Here is a 23,723-nt window from a genome sequence, read left to right as displayed (position 1 = left end):
ATTTGTTTGAAAATGAAGTTAGTGGGGGAAATTTGCTCGTGGAATTGGAATCTCTTCTTTATATTAGGCATAGCAGAGCCATTTTCGGATCGTCTTCTAGGAATAGCTATAGAGACTTTCAAAAATTGGAGAAGGATACAAAACATCCATGTGAACTATGCCATATGTTAATCCAACTATAGATTGACAGGAAAACCTAAAATGTAACACAGAAATAAGGAGGGATCAGGTGCGATGGTTATGAGTTTGGAATTAAAAAATCAAATAGAGAAAGCCAGACGTAACCTTCATATGTTGGTAGAGCATAACGAGGGTAGATTTGGACATCCCGATGTGCTTCAGCAGTCCATGGTACTGGATGAATTAATCAATGAGTATAATCGAATGAATCTAAGCAAGCCGAGGGCTTGATGGATATAGATGAGCTTTTTTTTGCAATCATGCGCACATGATAATAGTTGGAATAGGCAGCAGGAAGAACGAATGCTGTATCAATCCAGTTCAATCATGAGCGCATGTTTTTTTGTTTGTTCCTCAATGTAGCAGCCGCTTGGCTTCCAGATACAGTACCTGAACGAACTTTTTGGTATTAATGCGTGTTTGGGACAAGGAGGGCTCCACATTGTTTTGCAGTTCCAGCATTTTCTTGCGGATCTCCGTAAAGTCAAAGAACTTTGACGCGTAATTTTCGAACTTCGGATGTGTGTAATCCGTGAGTCCAAGCGATACGACATGGCTTAATGTTTGGAAAATGGCACGGCGAACGCGCTGCTCAGAAGCTTTGATCTCCTTCGTTATTTCAGCCGATGAAGCATCGGAACCCAGTTTGCGTATGGCTACATTCTGGAAGATATCTTTAAGTGACGGGAACGTGTATGGAGAGAGCTTGTGTTCCTCCGTTTCAATCTGCTCCAGGTATTCCAGCATGTCCAGCAGATCTCTGCTGCCGGCTTCTCCGATCATGCCCATCTCGGATAACAGGAAATGTCCTGCGGTCGTGATCGTTTTGTCCGGGGCTGGTGTTGAAGCTCGTTCGGAAGATTGCAATCTGGACAGTCCTTGCAGCGTACGCTGAATATCAGCGATGGATTGCTGCATGCGCAGACGTTCGTCCACCAGACGCAGAACAGACAGGATCTCCAGCCGATTAATCGGCTTCGTAATATAATATTCGATGCCAAGCGAATAGGCTTCCCCGATCATATTTTTCGACTCAATCTGGGAGATCATCACGATCTTGCCATCGAACCTTCCTTCCAGCGCACGTATCGTCTGAATCCCGTCTCGCTGCGGCATGAGCAGATCAATCAGCAGTACATCCACCTTATGCAGCTCCAGCAGTTCAGCATGAATATGAGCTCCATCATCGGCTTCCCCCACGATCTCCCCGAGCCCCTCATCTTCAATAATATCCATCAGCATGGATCGAACCCCAGGATCATCATCCACAATAAAATAACGCATTTCCGTGTCCTCCTCTCTGATTAAGTCTACGCCTATATATTTCGTTCTCTGCATCTATAAATGATCTTTCCCTGCTAGTAATGTCCCCTATTATCATACTTGGTTGTATATCCCGATGTGAAGACCCGTGTATGTTGATCAATATGTCAGATAAAGTGACAGTGAATGGATAAACGTTGCTTATTTATAAAAAATTTAAATGATTCTGTGTAGGTATTTGTCGATTTCCGTAGATGTCCCTGTAGTATAGGTAACATCCGAAAGTGTGGATTCCGAGATATGCAGAATGGTACAAACGATGCTCTTAACCTATCGAACTTCAGCTGGAAGTTGTCTGTCTGAGGTGATAGAACTGCATGCCTTTATGAAGTAGTATTAGAATTTTTCGCTCAGTCATACAGCTGGGAACGCTTTTTAACGAACCATTAACGAAAAGGGGCATTGCCAATGGAGCAAACAATACAAGATATTATTGCAGTTTTCAATGATTTTCTGTGGTCCAAGCTGTTAATCATCTTGTTGGTCGTATGTGGTTTGTATTTTACGACCAAGACCCGGTTCATGCAATTCCGCATGATTGGGGATATGGTGAAAGTGCTCAAGGAGCCGAAAAGTAAGGAGCCCGGCAAAATTTCGCCGTTTCAGGCATTCTGTATCAGTATGGCAGCCCGCGTGGGAACCGGAAATATTACCGGCATTGCACTGGCAATCGCACTGGGGGGACCAGGGGCTGTATTCTGGATGTGGGTTATCGCGATTTTTGGTTCGGCTTCGAGTTTTGTGGAGAGTACACTTGCTCAAATCTATAAAATCAAAGATAAGGGCGGATTCCGCGGGGGTCCGGCTTATTATATGGAGCGTGGCCTCGGGAAACGCTGGATGGGGATATTGTTCGCAGTTCTCATCACGTTGTCGTTTGGTTTGGTCTTTAATGCTGTGCAGTCCAACACGATCACAGTTGCATTCAAAAATTCATTCGGCATTGATCGGTTGACTGTAGGTATTATTATGGCCGTTGTGTTTGCGGGAATCATTATGGGTGGTGTTAAACGGATTGCCAAGGCATCCGAATATATCGTCGTTGTTCTTGCTGTGCTGTACATTGGCGTGGCTGCATTTGTTGTTCTGTCGAACATCACACAGCTTCCGGCTATGATTGCGCTGATTGTGAAAAATGCCTTCGGCATTGAACAGGTCGCTGGAGGTACACTTGGAGCCGCGCTGATGAATGGTGTCAAACGTGGTTTGTTCTCCAACGAGGCCGGTATGGGTAGTGCACCGAATGCTGCGGCTACGGCGGATACAACACATCCGGTTAAACAAGGGCTTATTCAGGCGTTGGGTGTGTTGACGGATACCTTGGTCATTTGTACAAGCACGGCCATGATTATTTTGCTATCAGGCGTGTACAAAGGTTCCAATCTGGGTGGCATTGAATTAACTCAAGCGGCATTAAGTGTGCATATGGGTTCATGGGCGTCCGGATTTTTGGCAGTCATGGTGTTCCTGTTTGCCTTTAGTACGCTCATCGGGAATTATTACTACGGGGAGACCAATATTGAGTTTATCAAATCCAATAAAGGTTGGCTGTGGGTATACCGTGTGAGTGTTATCGCGATGGTGCTGTTCGGTGCCGTTGCCAAGGTACAGCTGGTGTGGGATTTGGCGGACCTGTTCATGGGGCTGATGGTTGTGGTGAATCTGATTGCCATCCTGATGCTGTCCAAGGTGACATTCGATGCGCTGAAGGATTATAAGAAACAAAAGGCCGAAGGACGTGACCCGATCTTTACTCGGGACCGTATTCACATTCCGGGTGAAGTGGAATGCTGGGAGTCGGAGGCTGAGGTAATCGGGACAAAATTAAATGAATCTGCCAAATAACGAAGGGATTATGGAATCAGATACAATACGAGTTCCACATACATCACGATAAAAAGACAAATGAAAACAGGACTTGGAATCTCCACGAGGGGACGCCCAAGTCCTGTTTGTTACATATATAGCAGTATGGTTCAGGTATCTCTGGTGGAGTGGTAACCATCCCATCAGGTTATACTTGTTATCCCTTATTCGTTCACAGAGTAACTGATGAGTTGCTCAGACAGAGCTTTCATGCGTTCTCCCGCTTCATTCAGCTTCTCGATGACATCCGTAAAGGAAGATACAAGCGTAGCTTGCTCCTGAGAAGAAGCTGCAATTTGAGAAACTTCGACTTCCATCTGTTTAATAACCTGTTGTACATCTCTCAAGCTAATATCAATATCGCTGGTAGCCTGTTTGGCATCGACAGAAAGTTTGCGTACTTCCGTTGCGACCACACCAAATCCTGCTCCCGCTTCACCTACACGCGCAGCTTCGATAGCGGCATTCAGCCCAAGCAAGTTGGTCTGTTCCGAGATTTCACGAATGAATCCGGCAACCTTGTTGATCTGGGAAGAGTTCTGTACCGCAAGACGTGTATTCTCCAGAATCTGTTCGCTGGTGGCCTGCAATTCCTCCGCATGAGCGGCAACGTGCTGGACCATTTCAACCAGGTTTCCATTAATCGTTTGGTTTTCTTGTATAATAGCTTCAAGCTGATTCTGGTTCGATTGATCATACGATACGCAGAAAATAGCAACGACCTGATGATTGTCATCAAAGATCGGTATATTAAGGACATCCAGCTCGATACCGTAGTATTCTGCCGGCAGGTGGGTGAGAGAGGCTTCGTTTCCGTTCTTGAGAGCTGTGAAGTTCTTATATCCATCCAAAAGAGGATCGCCTTCGCTGAATCCAAGATTAAACTTATCGGTGGAGACAGAATACAATACCTTCTCGTGATCATACACCGTTAGACTTGCTGGTTCTCTAAGAATCAGACGGATATAAGGCATTACTTTCAAAAGAGCATCTACAATGTTCATGGTACGTCTAACCATCCTTTCACGATTTGAATTCGAAATTAGCAGTTGTAACTATGCTTATTACTTTATCTTTCATCGGATAAGAGTGCGCTATCATGTACTCCTTTTTTCATAAAATATTGTCAGTTCTAGGGCTGAATATTAAAATTTTTTCCATTTAGCTTAATGTTTTGGATATAACTTCTAGTTGTAACTATTTTTATATCAAGATATTCGTACGGACGTATATCGTTTATGGGACATGTGTCCAGTGTATATGTAGAACCACAAAGGGGGTTTATCCGAGATGAGAGAAATCATGGACTTTGAATTGCTGCGCCAGCTTGCGCGGGAGCATGGTCTGGATCAGGTGCTCGACGAACCTGCGCTTGCTGAATTAAGGCTGCTTGAAGCCTCCAAAGGCGAGATTATATGTGCCAAAGGTGAACGTCCCGAGCGATTATATTTTCTCGTCCAGGGTAAGCTCAAGATTTATACAACACTGCCGAACGGCAAGTCTTTGCTGCTTCGTTTCAGTATGCCGCCTGCGCTGGTAGGTGATCTGGAGCTGGTCAATGGCAAGGAAGCCAAAAACACGGTGGAATCCGTCAACAAGAGTTTGCTGCTCGGTGTAAGCTATCGCTATCTCAAGAATACATATGCTGAAAACCCGAAGTTTCTCCATTTTATGCTCAGCCATGTGACCCACAAATTATATACCTTCTCGAATCTGTCGAGTCTCAACCTGCTATATCCCGTCGAGAGCCGTTTTGCAAGTTATTTGCTGTCCACGATGGAGCAGGGGGAACAGATCACGGAAGAAATCCAGACCTCCAAGCTGACAGAACTGGCGGATATGCTGGGCACGAGCTATAGACACTTGAACCGGGTCATCCATGACCTCCGCGACCGTGAAATCATTCGCAAAGAAAATCGTAACATTGTCATCTGCAATCTGGAGCAGCTGCGTGAAATTGCGGGAGGTAATATGTACGAATAAATAAGGACAGATGTGCTATTCTACAGCATTCTACACTATAAGCAGGACAAAAACACCCTCTGCATGTCCTATGCCAGAGGGTATCTTGCTTTCACCTGTTGGTGGATGGTCTATTTGTATTGCCGTGCTGTAGCTTTATGTTTATGTCGAACTAAACATCTCCACGCTGTTCAAATAATTGAGCAATTTCCACGATGACCTGTGTGGCCTTCACCATATTATCCACTGATACATATTCGAATTTGCCGTGGTAGTTCTCTCCGCCCGTGAAGATGTTGGGTGTAGGCATCCCCATGTATGAGAGTTGGGAACCGTCTGTACCCCCGCGAATCGGACGGATGACAGGCTCGATATCCAGGCGAGTCATCGCTTCATGTGCAATATCGACGATCTGGCGCACAGGTTCGATTTTCTCACGCATGTTATAGTATTGATCATTCAGTTCAATGGAAATGCTTTTCTCGCCATATTTGCTTTTCAATTCGTCCACGACTTTTAACAAATATGCTTTGCGTTCCTCGAACTTCTCCCGGTCGAAGTCCCGAATGATGTAGCTCATCTTGGTTAGTTCGACGTCTCCCTCGATGGATAACAAATGATAGAATCCTTCATACCCTTCTGTGAATTCGGGAGCTTCCTCCGCAGGCAATCGGCGGTTCAACTCCATCGCAATTTTAGCAGAATTGACCATCTTGTTTTTGGCTGTACCCGGGTGCACGTTGGTGCCCCGAACTGTGATTTTGGCAGCCGCCGCGTTGAAGCTTTCGTATTCCAGCTCGCCGAGCGGTCCGCCGTCCACCGTGTAGGCATATTTGGCTCCAAAAGCAGGCACATCGAACTTATGCGGCCCGCGGCCAATCTCTTCATCCGGGGTAAAAGCAACGCGAATCTTTCCGTGTTTTACTTCCGGGTGTTCAATCAGGTAGGCCATCGCCGTCATGATCTCGGTAATGCCGGCTTTATTGTCCGCACCAAGCAGTGTTGTGCCATCTGTTGTAATCAGAGTGTGGCCTTTATATTCACGCAGTTCCGGGAAATCCGTGGTGGATAACACCACATCCAGCTCCTGATTCAGTACAATATCCTCTCCATCATAGTTGTCGATGACCTGTGGTTTGACATCTTTGCCTGTGAAGTCGGTTGCTGTATCCAGATGAGCAAGGAAACCGATCACTGGAACATCCTTGTCTGTGTTGGATGGCAATGTAGCCATCACATAGCCGTTATCATCCATGGTCACTTCCTGCAAACCAATGGCTTTGCATTCGTCAACCAAGTATTTACCCAAAACCAGCTGGCCTGGTGTGGAAGGGCAGGTTTCACTATTTTCATCGGATTGCGTATCCATTTGAGCATAGGTTGTCAGTCTTTGAATTAAAATATCTTTCACCAGTAATCGCTCCTTTGGCTTCGGTTTATTATAGTTGGGTATATTATTTCCTGAGTGTCCGTATGACTATCATATCATGTTTTGGAACGGTTTCGAGTAATGGATCAATCAGAGATGGATGCAGACTAGGTATCAAAAAGGGTACTATCGCACAAAAAAGTACGTACTTGTTTTCCTGTAGGTTAAGTTCATAATATAACTAATAAAAGGATGTGAATTTTGCCATGCCATTTATAACCGTTAAAGTGCTGGAAGGCAAGACAACGGAGCAGAAACGCCAGTTGATTGAACGGATGACCCAAGTGGCTTGTGAGACACTGGACGTCGATCCGAGCAACGTATTCATATTCATTGAGGATCTGGAAAAGAGTAACTACGGCAAGAATGGAAAGCTATTTTCCGATCAGCAAAACAATTAAATGCCTTAACATATACCATATTGAATAGGAGATGTACCTGGAATGACAGAGAAATTATTTTCCCCGTATCAATTGAAGGGGCTTCAACTAAATAACCGTGTCGTCATGGCACCGATGTGCCAATATTCCGTTACTGCCAAAGACGGTATTCCAAACGATTGGCATCAGGTACACTATGTAAGCCGTGCGGTTGGCGGTACAGGGTTGATCGTGATCGAGATGACGGATGTTGATCCGGACGGACGTATTACCGACAATGATCTGGGCATCTGGTCAGATGAACACATTCCTGCCTTTACCAAGCTGGTGGATGGCATTCACGCTTATGGCTCCAAGGTGGCGATTCAGATCGCGCATGCTGGACGTAAAGCAGAGGATGCAGCTCGACCTGTAGCTCCATCGGTGGTTACCTTCCCTGGAGAGAGCTTCAATACACCACACGCTTTAACTACAGAGGAAACACAAGCCATGGTACAGAAGTTTGCGGACGGTGTACGCCGTGCAGTAGCTGCCGGGGTCGATGCCATTGAGCTGCATGGTGCGCATGGTTACCTCATTCACCAGTTCCATTCTCCACTGATGAACCATCGCGAGGATGAGTATGGGCAGGATCTTTCCCGTTTTGGTGTCGAGATTATTCGTGCAGCGAAAAAAGAAATGCCGGAAGATATGCCGCTGATCATGCGGATTTCGGCAGTGGAATACGCTGATGGCGGGTATGATATTGATCATACCATTGAAATTTCTCGTGCCTATCAGGCAGCAGGCGTGGATATGTTCCACATTAGCTCTGGCGGTGAAGGACCTTCCGGACAACGTAAACCGGGTAACTACCCTGGTTACCAAGTGCCGTTTGCTCGTCGTTTCCGTGAAGAACTGAACGTTCCTGTCATTGCGGTAGGCATGCTTGAGGATTCAGCTCTGGCTCAAGCAGTTATCGGCAACGGTGATGCAGATCTGGTCGCGGTTGGCAGAGGTATGCTACGTGATCCTTACTGGGCGACTCATGCAGCGCTGGAACTGGGTGTTAGCAAAGATCAAGCGGCTATCGCACAGCCATATTCCCGAGGATACTGATCTTAATTAGAACATTTATATAGATGCAATGATAAAGGGATGTCCCATAAGTCATGAACATGACGGAGGACATCCCTTTTTTAGCATCATTACAATCTAACGAACCGAGCAACTGTTATTAGCTGCAATTTTTACAGGTTTACGTATTAACGAATCGTAGGCACGTTACTTCCTCGATCTTGGATCTTTCCCGGTGCGGTCGATTGTTAGCGCTTTGATCTGAAAGTGAAACCACTTCCGAGGGTATTCATCGTGTAGCTTCAAACACAAATTTCTGATCAGAACGCGAAGGTGCCTGCTCGGGATCGAAGTCTGCATATACAACAACGTTAATGAAACCGATCTGTTCCAGAATCATGCGCAGCTCCTCCACACCGTACCAACGTAATGCAAGCTGTTGCAGTTCCGTGGCTATGAGGGTGCCGTGGCGCCACTTTTCATAGCGAATCAGACTTACTTTGTACTGCTGAAGCATATTGACTTCGATGTCTTTGCTCTCCATTGTGATCGTATCGCCATCCGGTAATTGAACAGTCGAGGTACCTGAGTAGTGTGAAGTCGTATTCATTACATCGGGTAGAAAGAGGTCCAGCACAAGCCGGCCTCCCGGTTCCAGATGGTGATACAGATTACGCAGGGCCTTTATGGAAGCCAGTCTGTCTTGAATAAGCAGCAGGGAGCCTGCGGCGATGATAATGACTTCATAGCGATAAGGAAGATCAAGTGTCTCCAGATCAGCAGCGAACAATTCAGGCATGGGCAATCCCCGTATGTCGCAAAGAGCACGGCATGAATCGAGCATTTCCTTTGAATAATCAAGACCGTCGACCTTCAAACCAGCCTCAAGTAATGGAATCAGCATTCGACCTGAGCCAGACATCGCTTCCAGGATGCGTCCATTGCAGTTCTTCAGATAATCACGGTAGAATTCAATATCGCCTCCAAGGGAGTGACCAACGGGCTTGGTGGCATTGTAAACCTCGGTACATAATGGACCATAATAACTAAAAGACATGTAACGTTTCCTCCACAACATAATTAGAATGAGAACGTGGAAGGGAATAGCTACGAGATGTTTATCCCTTCCGGCAACGGTTGGAATTGAATTTTTCAGAGCAGACTATCATAAGAAATCACGCACCTTTTATGTAATATGTTCCAATTATAGGGTGAGGTTGAGAGCCGGTCAACAAAGCGCCTGCCATAATACCTGTTGTTAGCGGAATATATTTGACACTCATCACTTAAATTCGAACAATAAGATAAAAGGGGATTTTGCATCAATTCCATGAGATATAAATGGAATGATGCAAAATGCTGATATATATCTAGGAGGAGATATGATGGAATCTTCAAGTGCATTGCCAGATATTCGGGAACAACTGTTGCTTCACGCACCTGTGGAGAACGTGTGGGCGATTGTATCGACATCGAAAGGTTTGGAATCGTGGTTTATGCCAAGCAATCTGGAGCCAGTGGAAGGGCATGAATTTATATTGGAAGCAGGCCCCTTCGGTAAATCACCGTGCAAAGTCACGGAAGTTCAGCCACTACACAAGCTGTCATTCCAATGGGGTAAGGACTGGACGCTTACGTTTGAACTGACGGAGCAAGGACAAGACACGAACTTTACCTTGATTCACAGTGGCTGGGACGCGGACAAACTGACTGAATTCGGACAAGCTCATGCCATGGTTCGTGAACGAATGGAGCAGGGCTGGGCTGGAATTGTGCAGAAACTGGCTCAGGTCGTTGGACAAGCGTAAGGAAACAAGAAAGTAAAATAGATATTCAACAAATTCAAAAAGTCACGGGTCTTACTCCGGTCTTCATTCCGGCAGCAGAGCCTGTGGCTTTTTTGGCGTTAAAATATCATGTGAGAACTATTTCCGTCAGCAACAGAAACGTGTAACATGGAGTTATAGGAATAAAACGACAAAATTAGACGTCTCTCGCTATAGAGGCGGAAGGATTACATAGATGAGAAAACACTGGATTATGCTCACCATTAGCTTTATATGTATTGTTGTTTTTCCTCTGGGTTTCATTGTACAAACGTATTTTACCGAACGCGGCAACCCTCATGCGAGGGATGGGGTCATGGACCTGACCGGCTGGAATTTCGACAGGCAGGGGGCTGCTTCTCTGGATGGTACATGGGATTTCTATCCGGGCCAATTGTTGACACCTGTTGACTTTGAGGCGGATTTATCCGGACGCAAGCCGCTTTCCAAGCCTGTCCCTATCCATGTCCCATCCCGATGGAATGGCACTCTTGGAGAGGCGCACGGGTATGGAACTTATCATTTGCGTGTTCGCATTCCCCAGAGATTAGAGAAGAACGATTATGGGATACGTACGCAAAATATCCGCATGGCCCATCGTTTATTCATCGATGGCAAAGAGATTGGCGGCAAAGGGCTGCCAGGTGCAACGGAAAATACCGATATTCAGCTCAATTTGCCTTTTACGGGATTTACCTCTATAGAAGGCGACATCGCAGATATTATCATTCAGGTATCCAATTACAGCTACTCGTCAGGCGGCATTATCGCATCCATTTTGTTCGGAGACGAGCACAGCATTCTGAAAGGTCAACAGCAGGACTGGCTCAAGGATCTGATGACACTGTTCGGATTTATTCTGCCAGCGGCCTTCTTTCTGATGCTCTTCCGGCTGCGGCGCAGTGAAAAAGAGCTTCACTATTTGGGGTTATTCAGCCTGTCCGGTGCGATGTACGCATTGACTCATGGCGAGAAGTTGCTGGGAACCCTGTTACCGTTTTTACCGAATAATGAAATTCTGCGGATTCAATTAATCAGCGCGGCTCTTGCGTATTATTTCTTGCTCCGTTATATGGATGCGCTTGTACCTGGAGCAGTTCATCAATGGTTTGTCCGCTTGGGTGTAGTTCTGGTACTCGTCCAATGCACGGTGGGTGTTACATTGTCTCCTGTTCTGTTCTCCATGCTGGAGCTGCCCATGCTGCTGATTTCACTCGTGGTGATTGGTTACACGCTGAGAGCTATGCTCCTTTGGCTGAAATATCGACCGAATGACGGTCATTTTGTCCTGATGAGCATGATGAGTATATTTATGGTGGTTGTGCTGCACACCGTGGGTGCTTTCACTACCGTGGATACGACATTTCTAGCGCTGTATGAGCTGTTGTTATTTGTCTTTGCACAGATGATTCTAACTGCGATCCGATTCGCACAATCATTCCGTGAAGTTGAAGCGTTGTCTGAACGTTTGCTTGCCATCGACAGCCTCAAGGACGAGTTTATGGCGAATACGTCACATGAACTGAGGACACCCTTGCATGGCATTATTAATATTGCTCAATCGATGCTGGAAGGGGCGGCTGGGGCGGTTACACCCAAGCAGGCCAAAAATTTGTCCATGATCACCTCAACTGGAAAGCGGCTTTCACTGCTGGTAAACGATATTTTGGATTTTTCGAAGCTTAAAAATGGTGAAATTGAATTAAAACGGAGTGCTGTGGACCTCGAGTCCGTTGCCCGAACGGTCGTTGAAGTCTCTGGTTTTACCTTTGAAGATAAACCGGTTGTACTGATTCAGCAATGGCCTCCAGCGTTACCGCTGGTTGAGGCGGACGAGGATCGGCTGAGACAGATTCTGTACAATCTGCTGGGCAATGCGTATAAGTACACGAAGCAGGGGGAGATTCGGCTCTATGCTCGTGTGGATGGAGCTCTGGTAACGGTATCTGTCGCCGATACAGGTGTCGGTATCACCCCAGATAAATTGGAAGACATATTTCAGTCTTACGAACAGGGCAACGGAACAAGTGAGAGGGTTAACGGGGGAACTGGTCTTGGACTGAGTATCACTCGCAAACTGGTCGAACTTGGGGGAGGAACCATCTGGGTAGAATCGGAGCCAGGTGAGGGTTCGACCTTTCATTTTACCCTGCCTATTGTGCAGTTTCCTTTGCTGCAAGCGAGTTCGAGGCCTGTTGCAGCCCATTATGTGTCTACCCAAGAAAGAAGAGCGCAGGATACGGCAGCAGCAATGGATTGGGATGAGACGAATGATATCCTGGAAGCAGAGCATACCATTCTAATTGTGGATGATGATCCCGTTAATCGACAGGTATTGTTCAATTTGTTATCGACGGAACGTTATCGTGTCATTGCAGCGGATAGTGGGGCAGCAGCATTGAAGCTTCGTGAAGAACACCCCTCCATTGATCTTGTTATTACAGACTGGATGATGCCGCGAATGTCCGGGCTTGAGCTGTGTCGCAAGCTGCGTGAGAACAGTTCCTTGTCCGAACTGCCTATTCTGATGCTGACAGCTCGCGGGCTGCCTGAGGATATTAGAATGGGTTTCCAGGCAGGAGCAAATGATTTTCTGAGCAAACCTGTGGATGCAGGTGAACTGCGTGCCCGGGTGAGGACGTTAATTGAGATGCGTGCCTCCGTACAGGAAGTTATTCGTACGGAAATGGCTTTCTTGCAAGCCCAGATCAAACCGCACTTTCTATATAACGCGCTCAACGTCATTATTGCAACGTGCGCGGTCAATCCAGACAAAGCGACCGATTTGCTTATTGAACTGAGTCAATACCTGCGGGGGAGCTTCGACTTCCAGAACCGTGACCAACTGGTTCCGCTCGCGAAGGAGTTGGAGTTGGTGGAGTCCTATGTACATCTGGAGCAAGCACGGTTCGAGGAGCGTTTGGTGGTCCGTTATGATATTGACCCAGATGTGCGTCTTTACCTGCCACCGCTCAGCATTCAACCGCTTGTGGAGAATGCGATTCGTCACGGGGTAATGGTGCGTGCTGCAGGCGGCACGGTTAACCTTGGCATTACCAGGGAAGGCGAGCACATCGTCATTGTGGTACAGGATGATGGAGTAGGCATACCTCCTGAGCGTTTGGCTCAGGTGAATTCAGGGCGAACGGAAGGTCCTGGGGGTGTAGGGCTACAGAATATAAATCGACGCCTGCTGTCCTTGTATGGTCAAGGGCTTGAGATTCAGAGTCATTCGGGGAAAGGAACGCTAATACGGTTTCGTATACCTGTGGAGAAGGAAATTAACTCCAAATAATGGGCCGATTTAGGCAATTCTGGTTAACAGATTAATAAGCGGGTGCCAATATAAGCGGTATTCCTATTGAATAATTCACGGCAGGAGGCTGGAAGAGCGATGAAAGCCATTGTAATCGATGACGAGAAGCCGGCGCAGCTTCATCTGGAGCGTCTGTTACGATCAGATGGACGGATTACCCCCGTGCAGTGTTTTTCGACAGCCCGTGCAGGTCTGGATTTTCTGGCAAAAGAGCGTGTGGACGTTGTGTTTCTGGACATTGGCATGCCGGAAATGAATGGACTGGAAGCGGCTGAATATATACAACAATTGGACAGCAGTATTCGTATTATATTTATAACGGCTTACGCTGATCATGCGGTTGAAGCCTTTGAGCTCCAGGCGCTGGATTATGTGCTCAAGCCGGTAAGTTCAGCGAGGCTTGGCAAAACAATCGATCGTATTGCCGCAGGAATGATGTCCATATCCTCACTGGTTGCAGCAACTGCCGAGGTTCAGGAATCTGAGGCTGTGGGGGTGGATACCCGCATGCCTGGACTGCTTACTTTTAAACATCTGGACATCTACCGAAGCCTGGATCAGGAAGCACAGAAGCACAAGTGGCGCACAGCCAAATCGCAGGAATTGTTTGCTTTTTTGTTTCACCATAGAGGAGATTGGGTAAGCAAAGAGATTCTACTTGATAAATTGTGGGCGGATGTCTCGCAAGAGAAAGGGCTAACGCATCTGCATACATCCGTTTATCAAATCCGCAAACTGCTGAGGGAATGGAACATGACGGGCAAGCTGGAATACAACATGAACCGTTATCGTTTGTTATCGGGTAATCTGGTAAGTGATGTAGAGCAGTTCGAGCAAGGAACGGCATACGCGGACGTTACGTCAGATAATGTGGATCAACTGAGAGATATCGTCTCGCTCTATCGCGGTGATTATCTGGAGGAGCATGATTATCACTGGGCTCAATCCAGAGCGAGAGATCTGAGACGTAAATATGTAGCACTGGTTATGGATATCGCTGAATGGGACATGGAGCATGGACGGGGCAAGGAAGCGATGGAGAAATTGAGCGAACTACAGGAACGGGAGCCGTACGCCGAAGAAATCTGCCGATTAATGATGAGAGTAAGTGCATCCATGGATGATCAACAAGCCATACTCAGAATATATCAGTCATTTAAGCTGACCCTGCTTGAGGAACTGGGGCATCAACCGGAGCCGGAGACAAGCAGGCTGTATGAAGATTTAACGGCAAAGTAGGCAGAAGCTCAGGCAGGGGGATGAAGCATGAAGTTATTCATACATCGCAAAGATTTGCGTACAGATGATCTGGTGGCATTCGATTATTTGCGGCACCAGGATGCAGAGAGTCTGCATGTGCTCATCTATGATCCATTTCTGCTGCGGCAGGGTCGTGAACAGGAACATAGCGGAGTGAATTTTCTACAGCATGCTGTTGATCTTGGTAAGCGGTATCGCGATTCTGGTCGCAAGCTGCACGTAGCTTATGGCAAACCGGCTGAGGTGATTGATTATATCCTCGAACAGATGCAAGGTCGTATAGATGAAGTTATTGTTCATCGGGATATGACCCCATATGCAATGGAACGGGATCGTGGAATACGCAAGGTAACCGAGGAACGAGAAGTCACATTTACCCAGCTGACGGATCATCTGTTGATGGATTTGAAGGGGTTTGCTGATTTTACGGGCAAGTCGGAGCCATATAAAGTATTTGCTGCCTTCCACCGACGCTGGGTGGAATTCATGAATGAGCATCCCAATCCAGCTTCAACCACTACGGTTGCAGAGGTGAAGGTCAGTGATCAGCAGATAGAATGGCCAGAGACATTCCAGGTACCACAACAATTGCTGGCATATGATGGTTCGGATTTGAATGAACCTCATCAATTGTTGGATGGCTTTTTATCTGACAGAATTGCCGATTACGGAGATCATCGGGATGAATATGAAGCATATGAACCGAGTGGTCTCAGTTCATATGTAGCTGTGGGGGCTGTATCCATTCGCAAGATGTACGATGCTGCAAAACGTACGGAGCATTCGGATGAATGGATCAGGCAATTATGTTTCCGCGACTTCTATCTGTATCGGGCTGTATATGAGAGTCATTATTTTACATATGAAAAAGTTTATGATCTGTCGGCACTCAGCGAGGTCCACTTTGAACGATGGTGCAAGGCCGATACGGGCATTCCGATTATCGACGCAGCGATGACGGAACTGAATGAGACTGGACATATGCCGAATCGGCTTCGTATTCTGACCGCGATGTTCCTTACCAAAAATCTGCAGTGCCCATTCACGCTGGGTGAAGCGTATTTCAGGCGCAAGCTTCGTGACTATGATAATATTCAAAATCGGGGCAACTGGCTGTGGTGTGCATCACTTGGCGAGAATGCAGCTCCATACTTTCGGGTGAACAATCCGGTGACACAGTCAGAGAAGTATGATCCCCAAGGGGATTATATCCGCAAATGGCTGCCTGACCTGAAGGATTTGCATAGCAAAGAGATTCATCAGCCTCGTCAGAATGCCATTGTTGATCTGAAAATATCAAGACAGTCGGCTATAGAGATCTATAAACAGATTCTGGCCAGTCGTCAGCATTGAAGTTTACCATTTTCATCCCAGTGAACCAGCAATATTTTGGACAGGTACGAAACATGCCCACAGGCCGCGTGATAGCGGTCTTTTTTTACATATATAGACATGAAAAGACTATGAAACATATTGAATATTTAGGAACTTTTAAGAATTTGGACTATCCATCTTAAGCTTTATGCTTTTTAATAGATAGAGAGCTTATCATATTAAGTCATCTTAGACATATCAACGAAACATATTAAGGAGAAACGCTAATTATGAGTGAAACAATCAAAAGAGAGCGAATCCCAGAGCTGAATCTCGTGCGGGCAATGGCGATCATCGGTGTGCTGTGTGTACATTCCACTTCATACGCGACGGTGGACATGACAAGTTCAGGGTATTACTGGCTGTACAATTTTATTAATATTTTTATGAAATATGGTACACCAACGTTTATTTTTATGAGCAGTTTTGTACTGTTCTATAACTATTATTCTCGCCCGCTCGACAAGAAGCTGGTCAGCAACTTTTACAAAAAAAGATTTGTTTACATTTTACTGCCGTATTTCCTATTTTCATTAATGTATTTTGTAATCCTGCACTTCACGCATTATCAGGGCCGTCCGTTCGGAGAATCAACAGTAAGCTTCATAACAAAACTGTTCACGGGCAAGGCGTATACGCATCTGTACTTTGTATTTATTAATATGCAATTCTATCTGTTATTCCCGTTGGTATTGTGGCTGCTCAAGAAATATCCCTCAGTCGTCAAATGGTCGGTACCAATTGGGCTGCTCATTCAGTGGGCATTTATCGTAAGTAATAAATATGGTTTCCAGGTGCCGAACAAGGGAAGTTGGGCGTTCTCGTATTTCTCCTATTTCATGCTGGGTGCTTTTATCGGGGTATATTTTCCGAAGATTAAACAATGGTTTGTCATCAGTCGGGAGAATGCAACCAAAGCTCGTGTAGTTTCATGGATTGTGCTGTGGGCGGTATGGATTTTGGCCGGACTCGGTCATGTGTACATTTATTATCTGCTTCGCATGAAGATCGCAACGTATAACACGCTGTGGTACGAGTTTTTCTGGAATCTGCATACGTTCGCATGTGCGTTGGTGCTTATTCAAATCGCGTACCTGCTTTATCGCAAAGGACCATCGCTGATTGTTAAGCCGCTCAATCGGCTTGGGGCATTGTCCTTTGGTATTTATCTGATTCATCCATTCTTCCTGTTGGTCTATCGGAATTTTCCACCACAAACCGGGGTTTCCTGGCTGATTCACCTTTGGTACGCCGGAGGTTTTGGTGTGGCGTTAATCGCTTCCTGGATTGTGGTTGGACTCACGGCAAAATTCATTCCGTTTGCATGGGTGATTTTCGGCAATTTGCCAAAACCGAAGCCACGTCTGGTACCGCAACAAAACTCGGGACAATTCGACGTTCGTTAAAAGATTTACACCAATACAGGAATAATAAACCGTTTCTTGGTCGACCATTAGGGTTGAGCAGGAAACGGTTTTTTGATTCCCAATTTGATTTATATATGGGGAACGGATGTTTCTTTTTTACACGCGAAGGGTAATGAGAAGGCGGAACACAATTATTTTTTTATAAGCAGAGAACTTTAAGAACAGGATTAAGGTGAGAACAATGACAACATGTGAACAATGCGGGAAACCGATGCAAGATATATTGGAATATGTGGAACACATCCTTCACGAATGCGTGGGACAGACGCAGGAGTACAAGACAAAAGACTATGGGACATCTGGCTATGAGTGTGTTAACGAGCAGATGTGATACAATAGAAAGAAACCGGATTCATACGGAACCGAGGTGACAACATGGAGACGGGCTCGGCCCCTTTCCGGCAGGAAATGACGGAACATGAAGCGCAACTGACCAAGACATGTATGTATTGCGGGCAAAAGCGACCTTTGTCCGAATTTCGACGAAGAACCGGAAAGCGGGCTGGCCCGGGAGCCAGACGTGGCGCTTGTCGCCACTGTCGTCAGCTCGGTGGACGAGCGGATAACGATAACACCTCACTCCGGACTTCGGATGAGGCGATAAAGAGCCATCAAGGTGCTGCGGCTGCCAGACCTTCTGCATCTGCGAATCATAGAGCTGAACGGATCGTCGATGCCGTTAATGGAACACCTTCTATTGCTGCTACTTCACAAAGACGCGAGGAGTCACAGGCATCCACAGGTTCATCTTCTTCGTCGGAAGGTGAAACGGCTGACTTCGTTGCTTCTTCAACTGTCTCTTCCCCTTCGGGCAACCGCAAGAAGAGGAGAAGGAGGAGAAAGGCGAAGCGACCAGAGCTGCATACCGGTAAGGAATCGCTCTCCCGAACTGAGGTGGAGAGCGAGGCTGTAGATCAGCCGCAGACGGGGGCTGATCTGCAAGACAGGGATTCGCAGGTGCATACAGCGATTGCTGATCCATCTGCGAAGCGTGCCCGCGCGCGTATAGCCGCTGACACGGATCAGGCCGCCGAGCAGGAGATTGCGGCGGCCAAGGCTCTGCTGCACGCCAAGCCGCAAGGCCTGGCAGCAGAGCCAGGGGCTGCGGATCAGCCGACCGCAGCCAAGCGCAAACGCAAGCGGCGCCGCAAACGTGCTGCCGCGCTGCCGTCCGGCGCAGGACAGGCCCGCAGCATAGCTGAGGCCAGTGCGCCGAGCCTGAGCGACCGTGGCGATGCCTCGGTCGCCGGACCCCCAGCAGCGGCCGCACAGCCTGCCGCTGCTGCACAGCCCGCGCCCGGCCAAGCGCCGGGCGCGGCCATGGAGGCTGCGCCTCCTGCACCCGGGCGCCAGCCAGGCTCGCCCGGGTCGAAGCCGCGCCCGTCACGCAAGGAGCGTGCGCCTAAGGCGGGCGGCGAAGACACAGCCCGCGCCGGATCATCCGGGCAGCGGGCGCCAGCACATTCCAGCCGCAGTCACGGGGCTGGAACGGAAAGCCGCCCCCGCCGTCATACGCCGGCGGTGCCTGTAGCGATTGATCCGGAAGATCCGGCATCACTTCGGACGAACCGGCAGGGTATGGTGCGCATGCGCGGCAAGACGGACAAAGGACGGCGCTGGCATCAGGAAGTAGATATGGAGCTGGCGGTCACGCTGGTCAAGGAAAAAGCTGCTGTTGTGGTTAATCGGTACACGATCCGCCGATTGTTTAGCAACAAGGATTTCAAGCGGTTTATTTTGACCCGTGATAACTATACCTGTTACTTCTGTGGCTCGTATGGAGATACGATTGACCATCTTCTGCCGCGAGCCAAAGGTGGGCATACTACCCCACTTAACTGTGTCTGCGCCTGCAATCTGTGCAATCAGTCCAAAGCAGCGATGGATGCCGAGGAATTCATGCGTTCCGGTATTCCCGAGTGGAATGCTGCGCATCAGGAAGAGCTGAATGAATTGGCAATGCAGGAAGCTCAGCTAGAATAAACGGTAAGCAAAATACTGCCCTAAGCTTGTTCACCATGGGTTTCAAGCGGGGTATCCGATATAGAGAGCACACCAAGACTGAACAGGTCCGGGTGTGCTTTTTTGTTATTCAGCGTCGCGGGTGAAATTTCTTCAAATTGACAACGGTACAGCGTTCATATGTACGTTATACTGGGGGAAGTGAGTCGTGAAACTTCACATCGGTTTACCAGATGTATTTTATTATGGGCACCACCTCTTTAGAAAATGTGAACTGTATAGATTGGAGGGAAGCAGATGAACCCGGCATCTTTGGACATCATGTCCTATATTACGGAAGAGAATATTCGTTTTTGGCTGGAGAAGTTTCGCTCCCTGGGCCCTTTACCGGGAATTTTGCTTACCTTTATGAAATCCTTCGTGCCCCCGCTGCCTACGCTGCTCATTGTTGGGGTTAACGGAGCCGTGTACGGGCTATGGGCAGGGTTTTTATATTCATGGATCGGGATGGTCCTTGGCTGTACCGTTACATTTCTGATTGTAAGAGAGATTGGAAAATCGGCTTTTGTGGAACGTTGGGCTAACAAACCCCGTGTGCAGCGCAGCATGGTATGGATTCGGCGGAATGCGTTCAGTTATGTGTTTTTGTTGAGTATTTTTCCGGTTGGCCCTTTCGTCATTATCAATGTAGCGGCAGGTATTGCACGAATGAGATTAATGTCCTTCCTGCTTGCGGTGAGTTTTGGCAAAGCCATTATGATCTTCTGTGTGACGTATATTGGTTCCAATGTAGCTCAGTTTATGGAACACCCTGTGCGGTGGGGCGGCGTGTTGCTGTTTATCGTAGTATCCCTGTGGGCAAGTCGGAAGCTGGAGCGGCACTTCACCCGTTCGTCATCCAATCGTGAGGAAATGAATGATCTGAGTCACTCCTCTGGAAAGTCTATTTCGTCGTAAACTTACGATGATACAGATACGTACGTTTGATTTTGTATGGTTTAGTCGGAGAAGACCGTCTGGTCAGTTAAGACTGTTTAGAGGGGGATAAACATGATTGACAATGTCTTTGATTTTGAAAAGGAGCTGCACCTTATGAATGAGGATGAGCTGCGTTCGCTATTGCGTATGCTTTATCTCATTGCAGAAAGGGAAGTCAGTGTTCAGTCAGCGAAAGAACATTCCGATCATTTTGCAACGAAAATTCAGTCGATATTTAATACATTGGACGAGAATCGGAACCGGGAGAAAGCTGAGAAACAGGCATTGATGGCACAGAAACCACGTGAAATTCATATAGCGATTGGAGAATCGCCGTTAGGTAGCATTAAGGTTGCGATGGGCAAGGTTCCAGGGCGCTCGGAGCGGCGGTTTTTCTCTATGAATGACTACTATGCCATCGGTCCATTGGGCGATTTGACGAACAAGGCGGATTTACACCGCAGGCACCTATGGCTACTTGAGAAACTTTATTTGAGTGAGAATGGAAGTTATGCCGTCCAAGGCATGAATGAGCTGATTCAATTAAACAGCGTAGTGAGTTCAATTAATGAAGATACCCGAATCATCATCTGGTATGCGAATAATGCTCATGAGAGAACAGGGCTTTTATATGCCATGCATTTGCTGCGTGATAGGCTGGGGCCTATCTATTTGATCGAGACCAGTGCATTATATCAGGAATTATTTCATAATTCTGAAGTTCAGCATGATGTTCTTAGAACAGGTGAAATTTTTTCGGAGAAGTTGTTAGCGATGTGGCAACACGGTGTGAATGCCGAACCGTTGTCTTTGGAGGAACGCAGACAAATGGAGCAAGAGTGGGTGGATTTGGCTGTACAGCCTGGACTTCTGCGATTAATGAAGGATGGCGAGATTCAGAGTGTGCCCGAAGACGCGATTGATGAGTACATTATGCAGAAAGCCAGAGAAGTTATGTTAACCAGACAGCCGGGCGAGTTTATAAAATCAGCCCGCCTCGTAGGTGAGGTGTTGGGCCATCTCGAACAAGCTGTCGGAGACGCATTCATTGAATACCGTGTTCGACAGTTGATCATACAAGGACGGCTTGAGATGGAAGGGAAGCCACATGCCATGCGATTCTACAGTGTGAGGCTTCCCCAGTAACCGAAATATGGACTGTTCCCGGTAGTTTTTTTATCCAGGAGCAGTCCATTTATTCTTTCATGTCTTGTTCTGATTCCATAACTCCAATAGTGGCCCCTCTTGCCCATAGACCGGATCGGTATCCGGGATGGGAACCTCCTGAATTTCACGCAGAACTTTGGGACGCTCTCCCGGTTCACCTGTTCGGGTATTATAACTCATGCCACCTGGGTAGGCCCCTGCAATGCGGAAATCAAGGCTCGCACTCAGCCGTTTATGTCCGGTTCCCGCAGGTAATACGACGACATCTCCTGCCTGAAGCCGCACAACCTTTCCATGTTCCCCACCAAGGATGAGCTCAACCCAACCACTCACCACCGCAAGTACTTCGTGAGCATTGCTGTGATAATGATGATAATTAAACACGCCGTTTATCCAACTGTTTCCCCATCCGTTTTGGTTCAGCAACGACTCCGCACGAGAGGAATCTGTTGCCCAAATTCCCTTATACAGAAGTACAGGCAGACTCGAATGATTGGGGATCACACCATCGTCCTGGAATAACATTGTCTGTACATTGTTCATGTCCTCTTTCATCGTAAGTATCACCTCCCTATGGCATTACCCATTTATTTATGGAGAAGAACAAAAAACAATTGTAAAATGATACAAAATGTATCACTATAAGATTATAATCAGAACATAGACTCTCTTCAGTGAACTTGTTGTATTAATCCAAGGGGGAATGTGCTTGAATATTGTCATTACAGGGGCTTCTGGATTTGTAGGATTTAACCTTTCTCAGTATTTGGCGCAAAAAGGACATCGAATCACCCTGGTGGATCAGGATGATTATTGTCAGAGGCTTGTACATAGCTCTCCACTTCATGAAATGGCCTTTATCCGTTGTGATCTCGCGAAGGACAGATTCAGCTTGCCGCACGAAACAGACTATATTATTCATCTGGCAGCGATGCCACACGTAGATTATTCGTATCATCACCCCGGAGAAGTGTTTCGTAACAACACCCTCAGTACACAGACTATTCTGCAATACGCTTCCGATCACCATATTCCCGTGCTGCTGGCTTCATCCGTTGAGGTATACGGAGGGGAGATGGGCAGAGTGTATCACGAATCCGATGAATATGCTCCGGTATCCCCTTACTCCGCTTCCAAAGTAGCCTGTGAGATGCTCGCACGATCCTACGCTCAATGTTACCAGCTTCCTGTGAAATTATTTCGTTTAACCAATCTCTATGGTCCTTGGCAGTTGCCGGATCGGATTATCCCGCGTAATTTTGGGCGAATGATGGATGGCCTTCCTCTGGATATTCAGGGATCGGCTGTACGTGATTTTCTGTATGTGGATGATGCGCTGCGAGCGATTGAACAGATTATGCTGAATGGACAAGATCAGCAGATCTATAACATTTCGACAGGGCAAGGAACGACCATGCAAGAGATCGGAGGGCTTTTGCAACAACTGCAAAATTCTAATGGAACGGCGGAGATTCGGGAGCAGGAGCCCACCCAATCCAGAGGTTCGAGCCTGGTCGTTCACTCTGGAAGATTACGATCAGAGACGGGATGGTTCCCCCAGACGACGCTGGAGCAGGGACTGGAGCAGACCTTTAGATGGTATCAGGAACACCCCGAATGGGTAAGACAATTCAGCCGAGAATACCACACGACAAGAGAAGCACGCAGCTTTATTATCGATATGGCGAGATATGCAGTTCCGGCTATCTAAACAGGACAAAAAAAGCCAGGGAAGGGTGTAGTGAATAACACCTTCCTTGGCTTTTTTGCGCCCCCGTCGAATCCCGGCTTTCAACCGGTATGGACGGTCGGGCAATGACTCTATATTTACTACACGAATCATCGTGCGTGTTCACGTTGAAACGAATCGATCTAGTGATGTTTTTTAACATCTGCAATTTTGTCCTGCACAGCACCTTTGGCTTTGTCTTTTTTACCCTCAGCCTGAAGGGATCTGTTATTCGTTGCATTACCGATCTGATCCTTCACTTCGCCTTTAGCCTTGTTTACGCCTGCTTTGATTTTATCGCTAGTTGAATTACTCATATCGAACATCTCCTTCGTTTCTGGTGTAGTTCTTATTAACCGGGATGTCCGCATTCTAAACGTTCGCTATTTTATGCGGGCAGAAATTTGTTCTGAATATTCTGTCAGAAATGATCTGTACGAAGAGTCAGTATAAGTATAGGCATTGCATAATCGCGTGCTTCATCAAAG

19 protein-coding genes and 1 pseudogene are annotated in these 23,723 nt (G+C 47.1%); 14 read left to right on the top strand and 6 right to left on the bottom strand.

Annotation, left to right across the window (positions count from 1 at the left end; genetic code table 11):
* The first annotated feature begins 234 nt into the window (after positions 1-234).
* Complete coding sequence (locus MKY42_RS31370; protein ID WP_090903076.1) at positions 235-411, top strand: aspartyl-phosphate phosphatase Spo0E family protein; 177 nt, start codon at positions 235-237, stop codon at positions 409-411.
* Between the two features lie 123 nt (positions 412-534).
* Here the strand turns inward: MKY42_RS31370 and MKY42_RS31365 are convergent, their stop codons facing one another.
* Positions 535-1,464 carry a response regulator gene (locus MKY42_RS31365; RefSeq protein ID WP_110000551.1) on the bottom strand — a complete coding sequence of 310 codons (930 nt, stop codon included), beginning with the start codon at positions 1,462-1,464 and terminating at the stop codon, positions 535-537.
* A 447-nt stretch (positions 1,465-1,911) separates the two neighbouring features.
* Between MKY42_RS31365 and MKY42_RS31360 the strand changes: the two genes are divergently transcribed.
* Positions 1,912-3,348: an alanine/glycine:cation symporter family protein gene (locus MKY42_RS31360; RefSeq protein ID WP_339847384.1), complete on the top strand. Its 1,437-nt coding sequence runs from the start codon at positions 1,912-1,914 to the stop codon at positions 3,346-3,348.
* 185 nt (positions 3,349-3,533) lie between these two features.
* Here the strand turns inward: MKY42_RS31360 and MKY42_RS31355 are convergent, their stop codons facing one another.
* A complete protein-coding gene (locus tag MKY42_RS31355) occupies positions 3,534-4,373 on the bottom strand; it encodes a methyl-accepting chemotaxis protein (protein ID WP_090903082.1) in 840 nt (279 codons plus the stop codon).
* A 286-nt stretch (positions 4,374-4,659) separates the two neighbouring features.
* Here MKY42_RS31355 and MKY42_RS31350 point away from each other — a divergent pair, with 286 nt between their 5' ends.
* Positions 4,660-5,352, top strand: coding sequence for a cyclic nucleotide-binding domain-containing protein (locus tag MKY42_RS31350; protein ID WP_090903084.1), 693 nt, complete (start codon positions 4,660-4,662; stop codon positions 5,350-5,352).
* Between the two features lie 151 nt (positions 5,353-5,503).
* On the opposite strand, the gene pepT is transcribed toward MKY42_RS31350, so the two are convergent.
* Positions 5,504-6,742 (bottom strand): peptidase T, encoded by a 1,239-nt coding sequence (pepT, locus tag MKY42_RS31345; protein ID WP_339847381.1) that lies wholly within the window; start codon positions 6,740-6,742, stop codon positions 5,504-5,506.
* A 224-nt stretch (positions 6,743-6,966) separates the two neighbouring features.
* On the opposite strand from pepT, the gene MKY42_RS31340 reads away from it, so the two are divergent.
* Complete coding sequence (locus tag MKY42_RS31340) at positions 6,967-7,161, top strand: 4-oxalocrotonate tautomerase family protein (RefSeq protein ID WP_090903088.1); 195 nt, start codon at positions 6,967-6,969, stop codon at positions 7,159-7,161.
* A 42-nt stretch (positions 7,162-7,203) separates the two neighbouring features.
* Complete coding sequence (locus tag MKY42_RS31335) at positions 7,204-8,238, top strand: NADH:flavin oxidoreductase/NADH oxidase (RefSeq protein WP_179262479.1); 1,035 nt, start codon at positions 7,204-7,206, stop codon at positions 8,236-8,238.
* 247 nt (positions 8,239-8,485) lie between these two features.
* Here MKY42_RS31335 and MKY42_RS31330 read toward each other — a convergent pair whose 3' ends face one another.
* A complete protein-coding gene (locus MKY42_RS31330) occupies positions 8,486-9,253 on the bottom strand; it encodes a class I SAM-dependent methyltransferase (RefSeq protein ID WP_339847375.1) in 768 nt (255 codons plus the stop codon).
* 328 nt (positions 9,254-9,581) lie between these two features.
* Between MKY42_RS31330 and MKY42_RS31325 the strand changes: the two genes are divergently transcribed.
* The 8 genes and pseudogenes from MKY42_RS31325 (at position 9,582) to MKY42_RS31290 (ending at position 21,485) form a co-directional block, all read left to right on the top strand.
* The gene (locus MKY42_RS31325) at positions 9,582-10,004 is read left to right on the top strand and encodes an SRPBCC domain-containing protein (protein ID WP_090903094.1); all 423 of its coding nucleotides are present in this window, start codon (positions 9,582-9,584) and stop codon (positions 10,002-10,004) included.
* Between the two features lie 214 nt (positions 10,005-10,218).
* Positions 10,219-13,317, top strand: coding sequence for an ATP-binding protein (locus MKY42_RS31320; protein ID WP_339847372.1), 3,099 nt, complete (start codon positions 10,219-10,221; stop codon positions 13,315-13,317).
* Positions 13,318-13,416: 99 nt separating this feature from the next.
* Positions 13,417-14,577 (top strand): response regulator, encoded by a 1,161-nt coding sequence (locus MKY42_RS31315; RefSeq protein WP_090903098.1) that lies wholly within the window; start codon positions 13,417-13,419, stop codon positions 14,575-14,577.
* 27 nt (positions 14,578-14,604) lie between these two features.
* Positions 14,605-15,951: a deoxyribodipyrimidine photo-lyase gene (locus tag MKY42_RS31310; RefSeq protein ID WP_339847367.1), complete on the top strand. Its 1,347-nt coding sequence runs from the start codon at positions 14,605-14,607 to the stop codon at positions 15,949-15,951.
* 251 nt (positions 15,952-16,202) lie between these two features.
* Positions 16,203-17,378: an acyltransferase gene (locus MKY42_RS31305; protein ID WP_339847364.1), complete on the top strand. Its 1,176-nt coding sequence runs from the start codon at positions 16,203-16,205 to the stop codon at positions 17,376-17,378.
* A gap of 1,575 nt (positions 17,379-18,953) precedes the next feature.
* A pseudogene (locus tag MKY42_RS31300) lies at positions 18,954-19,382 on the top strand (HNH endonuclease); the annotation flags it as partial.
* Between the two features lie 276 nt (positions 19,383-19,658).
* Positions 19,659-20,318: a TVP38/TMEM64 family protein gene (locus MKY42_RS31295; RefSeq protein WP_090903103.1), complete on the top strand. Its 660-nt coding sequence runs from the start codon at positions 19,659-19,661 to the stop codon at positions 20,316-20,318.
* Positions 20,319-20,411: 93 nt separating this feature from the next.
* On the top strand, positions 20,412-21,485 hold the full coding sequence (locus tag MKY42_RS31290; protein ID WP_090903105.1) for a DUF1835 domain-containing protein: 1,074 nt from the start codon (positions 20,412-20,414) through the stop codon (positions 21,483-21,485).
* A 57-nt stretch (positions 21,486-21,542) separates the two neighbouring features.
* On the opposite strand, the gene MKY42_RS31285 is transcribed toward MKY42_RS31290, so the two are convergent.
* A complete protein-coding gene (locus MKY42_RS31285) occupies positions 21,543-22,061 on the bottom strand; it encodes a cupin domain-containing protein (protein ID WP_256222234.1) in 519 nt (172 codons plus the stop codon).
* Between the two features lie 148 nt (positions 22,062-22,209).
* Between MKY42_RS31285 and MKY42_RS31280 the strand changes: the two genes are divergently transcribed.
* A complete protein-coding gene (locus MKY42_RS31280) occupies positions 22,210-23,217 on the top strand; it encodes an NAD-dependent epimerase/dehydratase family protein (RefSeq protein ID WP_090903107.1) in 1,008 nt (335 codons plus the stop codon).
* 161 nt (positions 23,218-23,378) lie between these two features.
* Here MKY42_RS31280 and MKY42_RS31275 read toward each other — a convergent pair whose 3' ends face one another.
* Positions 23,379-23,552: a CsbD family protein gene (locus MKY42_RS31275; protein WP_064506464.1), complete on the bottom strand. Its 174-nt coding sequence runs from the start codon at positions 23,550-23,552 to the stop codon at positions 23,379-23,381.
* Positions 23,553-23,723 lie beyond the last annotated feature (171 nt).

Origin of the sequence: Paenibacillus sp. FSL W7-1088, assembly GCF_037969855.1 — a bacterium.
GTDB lineage: Bacteria > Bacillota > Bacilli > Paenibacillales > Paenibacillaceae > Paenibacillus.
This window is presented reverse-complemented; position numbering and strand designations above follow the sequence as displayed.

Bases quoted from the DNA above. Each gene is read 5' to 3' on its own strand.
- MKY42_RS31365 (WP_110000551.1), bottom strand. From the start codon at position 1,464: ATGCGTTATTTTATTGTGGATGATGATCCTGGGGTTCGATCCATGCTG.
- MKY42_RS31340 (WP_090903088.1), top strand. From the start codon at position 6,967: ATGCCATTTATAACCGTTAAAGTGCTGGAAGGCAAGACAACGGAGCAG.
- MKY42_RS31275 (WP_064506464.1), bottom strand. From the start codon at position 23,552: ATGAGTAATTCAACTAGCGATAAAATCAAAGCAGGCGTAAACAAGGCT.
- MKY42_RS31305 (WP_339847364.1), top strand. From the start codon at position 16,203: ATGAGTGAAACAATCAAAAGAGAGCGAATCCCAGAGCTGAATCTCGTG.
- MKY42_RS31280 (WP_090903107.1), top strand. From the start codon at position 22,210: ATGTGCTTGAATATTGTCATTACAGGGGCTTCTGGATTTGTAGGATTT.
- MKY42_RS31295 (WP_090903103.1), top strand. From the start codon at position 19,659: ATGAACCCGGCATCTTTGGACATCATGTCCTATATTACGGAAGAGAAT.
- MKY42_RS31335 (WP_179262479.1), top strand. From the start codon at position 7,204: ATGACAGAGAAATTATTTTCCCCGTATCAATTGAAGGGGCTTCAACTA.
- MKY42_RS31325 (WP_090903094.1), top strand. From the start codon at position 9,582: ATGGAATCTTCAAGTGCATTGCCAGATATTCGGGAACAACTGTTGCTT.
- MKY42_RS31320 (WP_339847372.1), top strand. From the start codon at position 10,219: ATGAGAAAACACTGGATTATGCTCACCATTAGCTTTATATGTATTGTT.
- MKY42_RS31310 (WP_339847367.1), top strand. From the start codon at position 14,605: ATGAAGTTATTCATACATCGCAAAGATTTGCGTACAGATGATCTGGTG.
- MKY42_RS31360 (WP_339847384.1), top strand. From the start codon at position 1,912: ATGGAGCAAACAATACAAGATATTATTGCAGTTTTCAATGATTTTCTG.
- MKY42_RS31315 (WP_090903098.1), top strand. From the start codon at position 13,417: ATGAAAGCCATTGTAATCGATGACGAGAAGCCGGCGCAGCTTCATCTG.
- MKY42_RS31355 (WP_090903082.1), bottom strand. From the start codon at position 4,373: ATGAACATTGTAGATGCTCTTTTGAAAGTAATGCCTTATATCCGTCTG.
- MKY42_RS31290 (WP_090903105.1), top strand. From the start codon at position 20,412: ATGATTGACAATGTCTTTGATTTTGAAAAGGAGCTGCACCTTATGAAT.
- MKY42_RS31350 (WP_090903084.1), top strand. From the start codon at position 4,660: ATGAGAGAAATCATGGACTTTGAATTGCTGCGCCAGCTTGCGCGGGAG.
- MKY42_RS31285 (WP_256222234.1), bottom strand. From the start codon at position 22,061: ATGAAAGAGGACATGAACAATGTACAGACAATGTTATTCCAGGACGAT.
- MKY42_RS31370 (WP_090903076.1), top strand. From the start codon at position 235: ATGGTTATGAGTTTGGAATTAAAAAATCAAATAGAGAAAGCCAGACGT.
- MKY42_RS31330 (WP_339847375.1), bottom strand. From the start codon at position 9,253: ATGTCTTTTAGTTATTATGGTCCATTATGTACCGAGGTTTACAATGCC.